The organism is Pseudoduganella violaceinigra DSM 15887 (assembly GCF_000425385.1).
Taxonomy (GTDB): Bacteria; Pseudomonadota; Gammaproteobacteria; order Burkholderiales; family Burkholderiaceae_D; genus Rugamonas; species Rugamonas violaceinigra.
This window is the reverse complement of record NZ_AUDI01000001.1, coordinates 443,409-457,898: the sequence shown is the minus strand read 5'-3', so window position 1 is coordinate 457,898 and position 14,490 is coordinate 443,409. Positions and strand designations below refer to the sequence as shown.

Genomic DNA, 14,490 nt, shown 5'->3' with positions numbered 1-14,490 from the left:
CATGCTGCTCCAGGTCCGCCATTTGCGCATCAGCTTCCGTACCGGCAAAAAAGAGACGGTCGAAGCGGTCAAAGGGATTTCCTTCGACATTCCGCATAACAGCACCGTGGCCCTGGTGGGCGAATCGGGCAGCGGCAAGTCGGTCAGCTCGCTGGCCGTCATGGGCTTGCTGCCGCCGCAGACCGCGCTGGTCGACCGCGACAGCAGCGTGCTGTTCGAGGGGCGCGAAGTGCTGCACCAGCCGGAAGCGTCGCGGCGGGCCATGTGCGGCAAGGAGATCGCGATGATCTTCCAGGAGCCGATGTCCTCGCTGAACCCGGTGTTTACGGTCGGCTTCCAGATCGGCGAAGTGCTGCGCCTGCACATGGGCATGAACCGGCGCGCGGCGCGCGCCCGCACGCTGGAATTGCTGGAGGAGGTCGGCATCCCGGATCCGGCGGCCAGGATGGACGCCTACCCGGGCCAGATGTCGGGCGGCCAGCAGCAACGCGTGATGATCGCCATGGCCATCGCCTGCAATCCCAAGCTGCTGATCGCCGATGAACCGACCACCGCGCTGGATGTGACGATCCAGAAGCAGATCATGGAGCTGATCGCCGGCCTGCAGAAGAAACACCGGATGTCGGTGCTGTTCATCACCCACGACCTGGGGCTGGTGGCGGAAATCGCCGACCAGGTGGTGGTCATGCGGCACGGCGAGGTGCGCGAGGCGGGCGACGCGCGCGCCGTGTTCGCCGAGCCGAAAGACCTGTACACGCGCGCCTTGCTGCATTGCCGGCCGTCGCTCGATGCGCGTCCGCGCCGCCTGCCGGTCATCGCCGACTATATGCAGGGCGGCGCGCTGGCGCCGCAGCCGGAGCGCCAGCGCGGCACGGCGCCCGGCGACGAGATCGTGCTCGAGGTGCAGGGCCTGAAAAAAAGCTTCTGGCTGCGCGAAGGCCTGTTCGGCAAGCGCGAATTCCAGGCGCTGAAGGGGGTTTCGTTCAAGCTGGCGCGCGGCAAGACGCTGGGCGTGGTGGGCGAATCGGGCAGCGGAAAATCCACCCTCGGCCTGACCCTGCTGCGCCTGCACCAGGCCAGCGGCGGCAGCGTCCTGTTCGAAGGCCGCGACCTGCTGGCCATGAGCGCGCAGGAGTTCCAGCCCTTCAAGCGCCGCATCCAGATCATCTTTCAGAACCCGTATGCCTCGCTGAACCCGCGTTTCACGGTCGGCCAGATCCTGCTCGAGCCGATGCGGCTGCACGGAATCGGCGCCACGGACGCGGAGCGCTCCCGCATGGCGCTGGCCCTGCTGGAGCGCGTGGGACTGCCGCAGCAGGCCTACCACCGCTATCCGCACGAATTTTCCGGCGGCCAGCGGCAGCGCATCGCCATCGCGCGCTGCCTGACCATGAAGCCGCAAATCCTGGTATGCGACGAATCGGTATCGGCGCTGGACGTTTCGGTGCAGGCGCAGGTGTTGAACCTGCTGCAGGACCTGCAGGACGAATACGGCCTGTCGTATATCTTCATTTCGCACGACCTGTCGGTGGTCAAGTACATTTCCGACCAAGTGCTGGTGATGCATCAGGGCGAAGCGGTGGAGATGGCCGATTCGGACCAGCTTTACCGCCACCCGCAGCATCCCTATACCCGCTCGCTGCTGGCGGCCATTCCCAAGGCGGCGTGATCGTGGCACACTGATTGCCCATACGCCGCACACCGCGGCGTCCCGACCGGAGCAGGTCTTTGCGTTCGAACAAGGTTGCCTCCATTGCACTATTGGCAAGCGTGGCATTGACGGCCATCGTCAGCGCCGTGCTGCTGGTGTTCGCCGCCTATGCCTATTCGTCCGAGAGCGACAAGCGCTGGCAGGAGCTGCAGCACGTGCTCGATATGAGCGCCGACCAGCTGGCGTTGGGCGTGGCGCTACCGGCCTGGAACTTCGACGACCGCCAGGTGCAGGCCATCATGCGCGCCAGCATGAACCAGCGCGACCTGCACGCCGTCGTGCTGTACATCACCGGCAGCAAGCGCGCCATCGTGGTCCAGCGCGGCGCCGGCAACCAGCTGGAAATCGGCCAGCCGCTGCACACCACGCCCGACATGCTGGTGGCGCAGCGTCCGATCCTGGCCGAAGGGGACAGCATCGGCACCGTCAAGGTGTTCGCCACGCCGGCCTACGCGCAGCAGGAGCTGCGCGAACGGCGCCAGGCCCACCTGCTGGCGATCGTGACGCTGGCGGCGGTCCTGGTGGCCAGCGTGTACGGCTTGCTGTGGCTCCTGATCCTGCGTCCGCTGAAGGCGGTCGGCCAGTACCTGACCGGCGACACGCCGCAGCGGGCCTGGTTCTTCGGCGAGCTGCGCACCCTGAAGGAATCCATCCACACCATGTGGAGCCTGCTCGATAACCGTTACCGCGTCATGCGCGAAAGCGAAGAGCGTCTGAGCGTCGCCACCCGGGCCGCCCGCATCGGCATCTGGGATTGGGACGTGATGCACGACGAACTGGCGCAGGACGACGAAACCATGCGCCAGTACGGCCAGACATCGCGGCTGGGCGGCGGCAACTACAAAGCCTGGCTGGAGCGCCTGCTGCCGGAGGACCGCGAGCGCGCGCGCGCCGAAGTGGCGGCGGCCTTGCGGGGCGAGCGCGATTTCTCGCTGCAGTTCCGCATCCGCCGGCCGGACGGCGCGATCCGCCACCTGCGTTCGATGGCGCGCTCCTTCCTGGACGCGCAGGGCAAGGTGGTGCGGATGGTGGGCGTCAGCATCGACGTCAGCGACGCCACCGAGACCGAGCACGAGCTGCGGCGCCACCGCAGCCACCTGGAGGAGCTGGTGGCCGAGCGCACCGCCGCCCTGTCGGTGGCGGTGGCAGAGGCGCAGGCGGCCAGCCGCGCCAAGAGCGTGTTCCTATCCGCCATGAGCCACGAGCTGCACGCGCCACTGAACTCGGTGATCGGCTTCTCGCGGCTGATGGCGCATTCGTCCACCATGTCGGCCGAGGAAAAGCGCAATATGGGCGTGATCCACCGCTCCGGCCAGCAATTGCTGGCCCTGATCAACGACCTCTTGGAACTGTCCCGCATCGAAGCCGGCGGCGTCGGCCTGCACCGCGAAGCGGTCGATGCGGCCCAGTTGCTGCGCGATGTGTGCGACATGGCTGGCGCGCGCGCGGCGTACAGGCTAGACGGCGCGGCGCCGCCGCCGGCGCTGATGCTGGACGGGGCCAAGCTGCGCCAGGTGCTGCTGAACCTGGTCTCGCTGGCGCTCAAGGCCGCCGACGAGGGCCGCGTCACCGTCTCGCTGCATGCGACGGCCCTGCCGGGCGGCCGCCACGGATTGGCATTCGCCGTGCACGCCGGCCGGGATGGCATGGCCGACAGCGGCGCACTGGCGCTGGCGATCTCGCGCCAGTACGTGCACATCATGGGGGCCGAGCTGGAGGTGGCCGCCGCGCCGGGCGGCGGACCGGCATGGCGCTTCACCATCGAAGCCGAGCAGGCCGATGCCGCCGCCGGCATGGCCCGGCCGCCGCAGCTGGCGCCGGCGCACCAGGGCCGGCGCGTGCTGGTGGCCGACGACAGCGTCGATGGGCGCCACCTGCTGCGCGGCCTGCTGGTGCCGGCCGGCTTCGACGTGCATGAAGCGGCGGACGGGGTGGAGGCGCTGGACGCCATCGGCCGCCTGCGGCCGGAGCTGGTCCTGATGGAATGGCGCCTGCCGCTGCTGGATGGACTGGAAACCGTGCGCCGCCTGCGCGCCGACCGCGGCCTGCCGCAGCCGCGCGTGCTGATCCTGGCGAGCTCGGCCTTTGACGAGGCGCGCCAGCAGGCACTGGCCGCGGGCGCCGACGACTTCCTGCGCAAGCCGGTGGAGCAGGACCGGCTGTTCCGCATCCTGCAGCAGCAACTCTCGGTGCAATACGTGGAAGGCGCACTGTCCTAGGCGCTGATTTGCGCTACCATAGTGGGACTATGGCTAACCTAATTACCTTGTTGCAGCAGTATGGAGTCCTGATCGTCTTTGCCGTGGTGCTGGTCGAACAGATGGGGTTGCCGATCCCGGCCTACCCAATCCTGATTGTGGCGGGAGCGCTGGCCGTCGACGGCGGCACCCCGTTCCCCGTGATCCTGGGCGTGGCCATGCTGGCCTGTCTGCTCAGCGATTACTTCTGGTTCCGCGCCGGGCGCCGTTTCGGGCGGCGCATCCTCAAGCTGCTGTGCAAAATTTCCCTCTCGCCCGATTATTGCGTCAGCCAGACGGAAGACAATTTCCGCAAATGGGGGCCGAAGTCGATGGTGGTGGCCAAGTTCATCCCCGGCTTCAACACCATTGCGCCGCCGATGGCGGGCGCGCTGGGCACGACCATGCCCACCTTCCTCGGTTTCAGCCTGCTGGGCGGCCTGCTGTGGAGCGCGGCCGGCCTGGCCATCGGCGCCTATTTCCATGCCGATGTCGACAAGGTGCTGGACGTGCTGTCGACCATGGGCTCGACCGCGCTGACGGTGCTGGCCATCCTGCTGGGCCTGTTCGTCCTGGCCAAGTTCATCGAACGCCGGCGCTTCCAGAAAGCGATGCAGACCGAACGCATCAGCATTGACGAATTGCGGGAACTGCTGGACGCCGGCCACGACCCGGTGATGGTGGACGCCCGCAGCGCCACCGCGCAAATGCTGGACCCGCCGGTACCGGGCGCGCTGCTGGTGGGATCGAGCGACCCGCTGGCGGTCATCAAGGCCCTGCCTAAAGACCGCCACATCATCGTCTACTGCAGCTGCCCGAACGACGTCACCGCGGCCAAGGTGGCCAAGCAGCTGCACTCGCACGGCTACAAGCGCGCCAAGCCCCTGCACGGCGGGCTGGATGCCTGGAACACCGCCTTCCGCAGCGACAGCGCGTCGCTGGAAATTGCCGCCGACTCCCGTCACTAAGTAGCAATATTAAAGCCGGTGTCAGCTCTGGCAATCGGACATAAAGCGCACGAACGTGCGCTTTATGTCCGATTGCCAGAGCTGACACCGGCTTTTTTACGCGAGCTGTAGTAGTCATACTACCTTGATCATTTCCCGAAATGTAGTATTCAAAGGTGTTTTGCCTGCGTCTTGTACTCAAACTACAAAGAAGTCCTTGCGTCTTGGCTAATGTATCCCTTAGCATTAAGGTTCAACTTCACAGCTTGTGCCCATGACTGCCCAGATCCATTCCGCAATGCCTGCTGCCTTCCCAAGCCCGCGCCTGCTGGCCGATGTGGGTGGTACCAATGCCCGGTTTGCGCTGGAGCTGGCGCCCGGCAGGATCGAACATATCCACGTCTTGGCCTGTGCCGCCTATCCCTCGCTGGCCGATGCGCTGATGGCGTATCTGGCGTTGCCGGACGTGCTTGCCGTGGCCGGTGCGGGCATTCGCCACGGGGCGATTGCGATTGCGAATCCCGTCAATGGCGATTTCGTCAAGATGACCAACCATCATTGGGCATTCTCGATCGAGGTGCTGCGCCTGGCGGTGGGCTTCGAGGTGCTGGTGGTGGCCAATGATTTCACGGCGCTGGCGCGTGCGTTGCCGCTGCTGGCCGAACACCAGAAGCGCCAGGTCGGCGGCGGCCAGTCGCAAGCGGGCGCGCCGCTGGGCTTGATCGGCGCCGGTACCGGCCTGGGCGTGTCGGGCCTGATTCCGTCGGCCTCCGGCTGGACCGCACTGCTGAGCGAGGGCGGCCATGTCAGCTTCCCGCCCATGAATCCGGACGAGGTGGCGATCCTGCAGTACGCCTGGACCGAGTTTTCCCATGTGTCCGCCGAGCGCCTGCTGTCGGGTGTCGGCATCGAGCTGATTTACCGCGCCCTGGTGGCGCAGCGCGGCCATGCGGAGCCGATGCTGCCGGCGCCGGAAATCGCCCGCCGCGCGCTGGCCGGCGAATGCCCGCTGTGCGATGCGGCGATCGAATTTTTCTGCACCATGCTGGGCACCATCGCCGGCAACCTGGGTGTGACCCTGGGGGCGACCGGCGGTATCTATATTGGCGGCGGCATCGTGCCGCGCCTGGGCGAGCGCTTCGACCGCTCCGGTTTCCGTGCCCGTTTCGAGGAGAAAGGCCGTTTCCGCGCGTATCTGGCGGCCATCCCCACCTATGTGATCACTGCTGAGTATCCGGCTTTCGTTGGTGTTTCAGCCATTCTTTCCGAGCGCCTGGCCGCTTGAGTGATACAGGCGTTTACACTTCTTCCCGGTTTTATCAGGTACAATTGGCTTAGTTGGATGAAGCGGTGCCCGTCACCAGCCTTGTTTTCGCCCTGAAAACGTTCTCCATCTGAGACTCTCGCCCCGGCGCGCAGCGGTCCGGCGCCTTCTTGCATGGTTTTTTCTACCGTTAGTGTATGGATAATGTAGAGGCTAAGAAAGTCCTCGAAGCCGCGCTGCTATGCGCCCGTGAACCCTTATCGATCCACAGCCTGAAAAAGCTGTACGTCGAAACCGACGACCAGGGCAACGCACTCGGCGTGGGGGTTGGCGCCGATACGATCAAGGAATTGTTGGAAGAGTTGCGCCTGGATTGGCAGGGACGCGGCATCGAGGTGGTCAGCCTGTCCAGCGGCTGGCGCTTCCAGAGCCGGCCCGAAATGAAGTTGTACCTGGATCGCCTGAATCCGGAAAAGCCGCAGAAGTATTCGCGCGCCACCCTGGAAACCCTGGCCATCATCGCTTACCGGCAGCCGGTCACCCGGGGCGATATCGAGGAAATCCGCGGCGTTGCGGTGAATTCGCAGACGATCAAGATGCTGGAAGACCGCGGCTGGGTCGATACGGTCGGCTACCGCGATGTGTTGGGCCGCCCGGCCTTGCTGGGCACCACCAAGCAGTTCCTGGATGACCTGGGGCTGGCATCGTTGTCGCAACTGCCGCCGCTGCAGCAGATCAGCGATACACAGAATGAAAATCCGCTGGAAGTGCTGGAGGCAAGGCTGACAGAGAACTTCGAGAAAGCGGCATTGGAAGCACAAGCTGTAGAAGAGAACGAGGCGACGCCGGACGAGGCGCCGTTGGTAACAGACGACCCGGCGCTCGAAAACGTCGAGCCCTTAGCAGAAACGAATAATGAACAAGCCTGATAACACCCCTGAAACCGGCGTTCCGGCAACCGCCGACGCCGCACCCGCCAAGCCGAAACGCCGCACCAAGGCGCAGATCGAGGCCGACAACGCCGCCGCCCTGGCAGCTGGCGAGACGCCAAAGCCCAAGCGCCGTAGCGCGGCCGCCGGCAAGCCGGCCGCCGCCGACGTTGCGGCGGACGAGCCGCCTGCCGCCAGCGCCGACGCCGCGCCAGTGAAGAAGCCGCGCGCCAAGAAGGCGGTTGCAGCGGAAGCCGCTCCGGCGGTGGAAGCCGCACCGGTGCCTGCTGCCGCAGCTGCCACCGATGCCGACGGGGAGTCCAGGGAGCGTGGCCGTGCGCCGCGCGGCCCGCGCCAGATGCGCGAACAGCGTGCGCTGCGCCAGGCTGAGAAAGCCGCCGTTGCCGCCGCTGTTGCCACGGAGTCGGCCGGTGAACCGGCTGCCGCCGGCGAAGCCGGTGCTGCCGAAGGCGGCAGCCCATGGCCGGCCGCCGTGCCGGCGGAAAAACGCCACGACAAGCAGGGGAAGCACAAGGGCCGCAAGCACGGCAAGCCTGCGCAGGGCGAAGGCCAGGGCGCGCCTGCCGGCGAGGGCAAGGGCCAAGGCCAGAAGCCGCGCGTGCACGGCGCCTTTGGCAACAAGATCAAGAACAAGGACAAGTCGTCCGAAGCCGATGCGGTGTTCTCCTTCGTGACGTCGGACGCGTTCGACCGCGACGAGGGTGGTTCCGGCAAGGCGGTCAAGGCGCGCCGCGACCTGACCGCGGAAGACGACGCACCGAAGCTGCACAAAGTGCTGGCGGAGGCGGGCATGGGCTCGCGCCGCGATATGGAAGAACTGATCATCGCCGGCCGCGTGTCAGTGAACGGCGAGCCGGCCCACATCGGCCAGCGCATCCTGCCGACCGATGCGGTGCGTATCAACGGCAAGCTGGTGCAGCGCAAGGTTTCCAAGAAGCCGCCGCGCGTGCTGGTTTACCACAAACCGGCCGGCGAAATCGTGTCCCACGACGACCCGGACGGCCGTCCATCGGTGTTCGACCGCCTGCCGACCATGAAGACCGGCAAATGGCTGGCCGTCGGCCGCCTGGACTTCAATACCGAAGGCCTGCTGCTGTTCACCACCTCCGGTGACCTGGCCAACCGCCTGATGCACCCGCGCTACAACATCGACCGCGAATACGCCGTGCGCACGCTGGGCGAGCTGGAAGAAGGCATGCGCCAGAAGCTGCTGGCCGGCGTCGAGCTGGAAGACGGCTTGGCGCAGTTCACCAAGATCGCCGACGGCGGCGGCGAAGGCGTCAACAAGTGGTACCGCGTGGTGATCGGCGAAGGCCGTAACCGCGAGGTGCGCCGCATGTTCGAAGCGATCGGCCTGACCGTGTCGCGCCTGATCCGTACCCGTTACGGCGCGCTGACCCTGCCGAGCAACCTGAAGCGCGGCCGCTGGGAAGAGATGGAAGAAAACACCGTGCGCGACCTGCTGACGGCGGTGGGCTTCAAGAAAGAGGCCGGCGCTGGCGCCGGGGCGGCCGGCGGCGACGGCAAGAAGCCGCAGGGTGGCCAGGGGCAAGGCCCGGGCCTGGGGCAGGGCAAGCGCGAGCGCGAGCCGAATGGCAATCGTATGGATGTGAGCAACAAGAATGCCGATCCGTTCCCGCAGGCGCCGCGCGGCGGCCGTGGCCAGGGGCAGGGCGCGTTTTATGGTGCTCCGCGCCATGGCGGCGGCTCGGGCTTTGGCGACCAGCAGCAGGGTGGCCATGGGCGTGGCGCTGCCGGTGGTGGTTCTGGCGCCGCTGGCGGCAAGGGTAAAGGTAAAGGCAAGGGCCAGGCTGGCCCGCGCCAGCCGGATCCCCTGATGACCACGTTCGGTTTCGCCGGCCAGGGGCATGGCCACAACCAGGGCCAGCAGCGCCGCGGCGGGCACCAGCCGCGCGGCGGCGCCTCCGATCATGGCATGCCGCGCCGGCGTAAAGGCTAAGGCCCGTAAATCGGGCCGGCGACCGTCGCGTACCGGAGTCTGAGCCCAGGGCCCTGACTCCGCGCTGCCGGATTGGTGTTGGATTTTCAGCGCCTTGCTATTGTTATACCCGCATCCGATGTGGTATGCGGCATTGCAGCGAAATCAATATCGCGCTATAATGAGCAGCCTAGTTAAAGTTCTTCGCAGGTAATTCCGCTGAGAGTGCTTTCATCTGGCTGCAGTAACGAAAGATGGGCAGTTGCCCATTTTTTTTTGGTTGAATCGTTTTAAGTATCTGGAGATTTTCTTTGCAACTGCCTGAATTGATTGAAAAAACCGTCGCTGGCCTCGGCTACGACCTGGTGGATTTCGAGCGGGCCGAACGTGGTCTGCTGCGTGTCTATATCGATTTCACGGCGGAAGATGCGGAAGAAAAAGGTCCGATCACGGTTGAAGACTGCGCCACGGTGAGCCATCAGCTGTCGCACTTGCTGACGGTCGAGAATATTCCTTACGAACGCCTCGAAATTTCGTCGCCTGGCCTGGACCGTCCGCTGCGCAAGTTTGCCGACTTTGTCCGTTTTGCCGGCTGCGAAGCGATCGTCAAGCTGCGCATGGCCATTCCCGGTACTGCGAACCGCAAGTCCTACCAGGGCCTCCTGACGGAGCCTGAAGGCGATCAACTGGGTATTGAATTTGAAGGTAAAGAAGGTCCGGCGGTGCTGAATTTCACGCTCGCGGACATTGATAAGGCACGCTTGGTGCCGCAGGTGAATTTTGGGAGCCGCAAAGCATGAGTCGCGAAGTATTGTTATTGGTTGATGCGCTGGCGCGCGAAAAGAACGTCGACAAGGAAGTCGTGTTCGGCGCGCTTGAATTCGCACTGGCGCAAGCCACGAAGAAGCGCTATGAAGGCGAAGTGGATATTCGCGTTTCGATCGACCGTGAGAGCGGCGAGTTCGAGTCCTTCCGCCGCTGGCACGTGGTGCCTGACGAAGCGGGCCTGCAGCTGCCTGACCAGGAAGTGCTGCTGTTCGAAGCGAAGGAACAGATCCCAGACATCGAAGTCGACGAATACATCGAAGAGCCGATCGAATCCGTGGAATTCGGCCGCCGCTTCGCCCAGGATACCAAGCAAGTGGTCCTGCAGCGCGTGCGCGATGCGGAACGCGAACAGATCCTGCAAGACTTCCTGGAGCGCGGCGACGCGCTGGTCACCGGCACCATCAAGCGCATGGAACGCGGCGATGCGATCGTCGAATCCGGCAAGATCGAAGCACGCCTGCCGCGCGACCAGATGATCCCTAAGGAAAACCTGCGTATCGGCGACCGCGTACGTGCCTACATCCTGCGCGTTGACCGCAATATGCGCGGCCCGCAAGTCATTCTGTCGCGCACCGCGCCGGAATTCATCATGAAACTGTTCGAACTGGAAGTGCCAGAGATCGAACAAGGCATGCTGGAAATCAAATCCGCTGCCCGCGACGCCGGCGTACGCGCCAAGATCGCCGTGTACACCAGCGACAAGCGCATCGACCCGATCGGTACCTGCGTCGGCATGCGCGGTTCGCGCGTGCAGGCCGTGACCGGCGAGCTCGGTGGCGAGCGCGTGGACATCGTGCTGTGGTCGGAAGACCCTGCGCAATTCGTGATCGGCGCGCTGGCTCCTGCCAACGTGTCCTCGATCATGGTTGACGAAGACAAGCACGCGATGGACGTGGTGGTCGACGAAGAAAACCTGGCAATCGCCATCGGCCGTTCCGGCCAGAACGTGCGCCTGGCTTCCGACCTGACCGGCTGGAAGATCAACATCATGACCGCGGAAGAATCGGCCGACAAGCTGGCCACCGAAACCGCTGCCGTGCGTGCGCTGTTCATGGAAAAACTGGATGTGGACCAGGAAGTGGCGGACATCCTGGTGGAAGAAGGCTTCAGCAGCCTGGAAGAAATCGCCTACGTGCCGATCTCCGAGATGCTGGACATCGAAGCGTTCGACGAGGACACCGTCAACGAGCTGCGCACCCGTGCCCGCGACGCCCTGGTGACCGAGGCCATCGCTTCGGAAGAGGGCCTGGAAGGCATGGAAGAGTCGCTGGTTGGCCTGGACGGCATGGACCGCGTTACCGCGGGCAAGCTGGGCCTCGCCGGCATCAAGACCCTGGCGGCTTTCGCCGGTCTGGCCTACGACGAGTTTGGCGCCATCCTGGCCCTGTCGTCGGACCGTGCACGTGAATTGATTTCGAATGAGTTTGAGAATGTGACCGACGATGAAATGAAGCTGGTCGACGGTAAGTACGATGATCGCGCCAAGGCCCTGCAAGCCAAGGCATGGGCATCGTCCGAAGCCGCAAAGGCCTAAGTAGTAGCAGCTTTATTTATCATCGAGACACATAGAAAAGAGGACTGAATGGCGAGTAACAACGTAGCCCAATTTGCCACCGAACTGAAGATGCCTGCAGATTTGCTGCTGTCGCAGCTGCGTTCTGCTGGCGTCGACAAGAGTTCGGCGTCAGATCCATTGTCAAAAGATGATAAGGACAAGCTGCTGGAGCACCTGCGCCGTACCCACGGCGCAGGCGCCGAGCCGGGCGAAAAGAAGAAGATCACCCTGACCCGTAAAGAGACCACGGAGATCAAGCAGGCCGATGCCTCCGGCAAGGCCCGCACCATCCAGGTCGAAGTACGCAAGAAGCGCACCTTCGTGCAGCGCGACGACCTGACCACCGCGGCGAGCGCCAAGCCGGCCGCACCGGTGATCGACGCCGCCGAACAGGCGCGCCGTGAAGAAGAAGCGCGCCGCCAGGCCGAGCTGATCGCCCGCCAGGAAGCGGAGCTGAAAGAAAAGCAGGAACGCCTGGCCAAGCTGGACGAGGAAAAGGCTGCGCAAGCCAAAGCCGCCGAAGAGGAAGCCAAGCGCGTAGCGGAAGAGCAGGCAAAGAAAGCCTCGGCCGACAAGGCTGCCGCTGAAAAAGCCGCCGCCGCCGCCGCAGCAGGCGTTGCGCAGAAAGCCGCCGCCGAGGAAGAAGAGAAGAAACGCCTGGCCGCGGCCGAAGAATCCAAGCGCAAGCACGAGCTGGCAGCCAAGGAAGCCGCCGAGCGCGCCGAAGCGACCGAACGCGCCCGCAAGGCCGTCGCGGACGAAGTGGCCCAGATCAAACTGATGATGAGCCAGCCGCGCCGCGTGATGAAGGCTCCTGAGCCGGCGCCTGCCGCCGTCAAGCCGAAAGTCGCGGAAGGCACCCTGCACAAGCCAGCGGACAAGAAGCCGGCGACGACCGCAGCTGCTCCAGCCGGCGACAAGAAAGACGACAAGAAGCCAGGCGACAAGAAATCCATCAAGTCGGCCAATGTGGCCTCGACCTGGCAGGATGACAAGCGCCGTGGCGCACCTGGCGGCGGCGCCGGCAAAGGCCGCGGTGGCAACACCGGCGGCAATGCAGGCGGCCGTGACGGCTGGCGCGCGGGCGGCAAAGGTGGCCGCCGCGGCAGCCATCATGACGACCGTGAAACCAACTTCCAGCAGCCAACCGAAGCGATCGTGCATGAAGTGCACGTGCCGGAAACCATCACCGTGGCCGAACTGGCGCACAAGATGGCAGTCAAGGCGTCCGAGGTGATCAAGCAGCTGATGAAGCTGGGCCAGATGTGCACCATCAACCAGGTGCTGGACCAGGAAACCGCGATGATCGTGGTGGAAGAGATGGGCCACAAGGCCTTCGCCGCCGCCGTCGACGATCCGGAAGCGCTGCTGGCCGACCAGGGCGAGCACGCCGAGTACGAAGCAAGCCCGCGCGCACCAGTGGTGACCGTGATGGGCCACGTCGACCACGGTAAAACCTCCCTGCTGGACTACATCCGCCGCGCCAAAGTCGCGTCGGGCGAAGCCGGCGGCATTACCCAGCACATCGGCGCCTACCACGTGGAAACCCCGCGCGGCATCATCACCTTCCTCGATACGCCGGGTCACGAAGCCTTTACGGCAATGCGTGCCCGCGGTGCGAAAGCAACCGACATCGTGATCCTGGTGGTGGCAGCCGACGACGGCGTGATGCCGCAGACGAAGGAAGCGATCGCCCACGCGAAAGCTGCCGGCGTACCGCTGGTGGTCGCCATCAACAAGATCGACAAACCGGGCGGCAACGTCGACCGCGTGACCCAGGAACTGGTGGCCGAGCAAGTGGTGCCGGAAGAATACGGCGGCGATTCGCCGTTCGTACCGGTGTCGGCGAAAACCGGCCAGGGCATCGACGACCTGCTGGAGCAAGTGCTGCTGCAAGCTGAAGTCCTGGAACTGAAAGCCCCGGTCGAAGCGCCTGCGCGCGGCCTGGTGGTGGAAGCGCGCCTGGACAAAGGGCGCGGTCCTGTGGCCACCATCCTGGTGCAATCCGGTACCCTGCGCCGCGGCGACGTGGTGCTGGCTGGTTCGTCCTTCGGCCGCGTTCGTGCGATGCTGGACGAAAACGGCAAGTCGATTGCCGAAGCCGGTCCATCGATCCCGGTAGAGATCCAAGGCCTGACCGAAGTGCCGGCCGCCGGTGAAGAAGTGATGGTCATGGCAGACGAGCGTAAAGCCCGCGAGATCGGCCTGTTCCGCCAAGGTAAATTCCGCGACGTGAAGCTGGCCAAGCAGCAAGCGGCGAAGCTGGAGAACATGTTCGACCAGATGGCCGAAGGCGAAGTGAAGAACCTGCCGTTGATCGTCAAGACCGACGTGCAAGGTTCGCAGGAAGCGCTGGTTGGCTCGCTGCAGAAACTGTCGACCTCCGAAGTGCGCGTCCAGGTTGTGCACGCAGCGGTGGGCGGCATCACGGAATCGGACGTCAACCTGGCGACCGCGTCCAAGGCAGTTATCATCGGCTTCAACGCCCGTGCCGATGCCCAGGCGCGCAAGCTGGCCGAGACCAACGGCGTCGACATCCGCTACTACAACATCATTTACGATGCGATCGAAGAGGTCAAAGCGGCACTGTCGGGCATGCTGGCGCCGGAGAAGCGCGAACACGTTACCGGCCAGGTCGAAATCCGCCAGGTCATCCTGGTATCCAAGGTTGGCGCCATCGCCGGCTGTCTGGTTACCGACGGTGTGGTCAAGCGTTCGTCTTCCGTCCGCCTGCTGCGCAACAACATCGTGGTGTGGACCGGCGAGATCGACTCGCTCAAGCGCTTCAAGGACGACGCCAAAGAAGTACGCGCCGGTCTGGAGTGCGGTCTGAACCTGAAGGGCTACAACGACATCGAAGTGGGCGACGTGCTCGAAGTGTTCGAAGTGCAGGAGATCGCCCGTACCCTGTAATAGCAGGACGGCGCGATACACGGCGGGTGCTTCCCGCCTCGCTTAGGCGGGGCAGGGCACCCGCCTTTTAGTTTTATGCAAACCGGTACGGCGGCAGGAACTGGCCCTCACTGCAAAAGTGGTGGCCGCCGCGTCTCCGGTGTCTT

The 14,490-nt window shown here is 64.7% G+C and carries 9 protein-coding genes; all 9 read left to right on the top strand.

All coding sequences use genetic code 11. The features are described 5' to 3' along the window. Position 1 precedes the first annotated feature (1 nt). The 9 genes from H597_RS0102225 to infB all read left to right on the top strand — a co-directional run bounded on the left by H597_RS0102225 (position 2) and on the right by infB (position 14,344). A complete protein-coding gene (locus H597_RS0102225; RefSeq protein WP_028100686.1) occupies positions 2–1,669 on the top strand; it encodes an ABC transporter ATP-binding protein in 1,668 nt (555 codons plus the stop codon). Between the two features lie 59 nt (positions 1,670–1,728). Then, positions 1,729–3,930, top strand: a complete 2,202-nt coding sequence (locus H597_RS29430) for a response regulator (RefSeq protein ID WP_154667914.1) — start codon at positions 1,729–1,731, stop codon at positions 3,928–3,930. Positions 3,931–3,959: 29 nt separating this feature from the next. Further along, positions 3,960–4,916, top strand: coding sequence for a VTT domain-containing protein (locus H597_RS0102215; RefSeq protein ID WP_035372864.1), 957 nt, complete (start codon positions 3,960–3,962; stop codon positions 4,914–4,916). Positions 4,917–5,169: 253 nt separating this feature from the next. After that, entirely contained in the window at positions 5,170–6,180 is a 1,011-nt protein-coding gene (locus H597_RS0102210) for a glucokinase (protein ID WP_028100684.1), read from the top strand. A 176-nt stretch (positions 6,181–6,356) separates the two neighbouring features. Next, entirely contained in the window at positions 6,357–7,088 is a 732-nt protein-coding gene (scpB, locus tag H597_RS0102205; protein ID WP_028100683.1) for an SMC-Scp complex subunit ScpB, read from the top strand. Then, positions 7,075–9,069, top strand: coding sequence for a 23S rRNA pseudouridine(2605) synthase RluB (rluB, locus tag H597_RS0102200; protein ID WP_028100682.1), 1,995 nt, complete (start codon positions 7,075–7,077; stop codon positions 9,067–9,069). The genes scpB and rluB overlap by 14 nt, the downstream gene beginning before the upstream one ends. Before the next feature lie 290 nt (positions 9,070–9,359). Then, on the top strand, positions 9,360–9,848 hold the full coding sequence (rimP, locus tag H597_RS0102195; RefSeq protein WP_028100681.1) for a ribosome maturation factor RimP: 489 nt from the start codon (positions 9,360–9,362) through the stop codon (positions 9,846–9,848). Next, on the top strand, positions 9,845–11,410 hold the full coding sequence (nusA, locus tag H597_RS0102190; RefSeq protein ID WP_028100680.1) for a transcription termination factor NusA: 1,566 nt from the start codon (positions 9,845–9,847) through the stop codon (positions 11,408–11,410). Before rimP ends, nusA begins: the two co-directional genes overlap by 4 nt. A gap of 48 nt (positions 11,411–11,458) precedes the next feature. Next, positions 11,459–14,344 carry a translation initiation factor IF-2 gene (gene infB / locus H597_RS0102185; RefSeq protein ID WP_028100679.1) on the top strand — a complete coding sequence of 962 codons (2,886 nt, stop codon included), beginning with the start codon at positions 11,459–11,461 and terminating at the stop codon, positions 14,342–14,344. The last annotated feature ends 146 nt before the right edge of the window (positions 14,345–14,490 follow it).

Excerpts from the sequence above, each read along its gene's own strand:
- H597_RS0102225 (WP_028100686.1), top strand. The coding sequence starts at position 2 with ATGCTGCTCCAGGTCCGCCATTTGCGCATCAGCTTCCGTACCGGCAAA.
- H597_RS0102215 (WP_035372864.1), top strand. The coding sequence starts at position 3,960 with ATGGCTAACCTAATTACCTTGTTGCAGCAGTATGGAGTCCTGATCGTC.
- H597_RS0102210 (WP_028100684.1), top strand. The coding sequence starts at position 5,170 with ATGACTGCCCAGATCCATTCCGCAATGCCTGCTGCCTTCCCAAGCCCG.
- scpB (WP_028100683.1), top strand. The coding sequence starts at position 6,357 with ATGGATAATGTAGAGGCTAAGAAAGTCCTCGAAGCCGCGCTGCTATGC.
- rluB (WP_028100682.1), top strand. The coding sequence starts at position 7,075 with ATGAACAAGCCTGATAACACCCCTGAAACCGGCGTTCCGGCAACCGCC.
- nusA (WP_028100680.1), top strand. The coding sequence starts at position 9,845 with ATGAGTCGCGAAGTATTGTTATTGGTTGATGCGCTGGCGCGCGAAAAG.
- infB (WP_028100679.1), top strand. The coding sequence starts at position 11,459 with ATGGCGAGTAACAACGTAGCCCAATTTGCCACCGAACTGAAGATGCCT.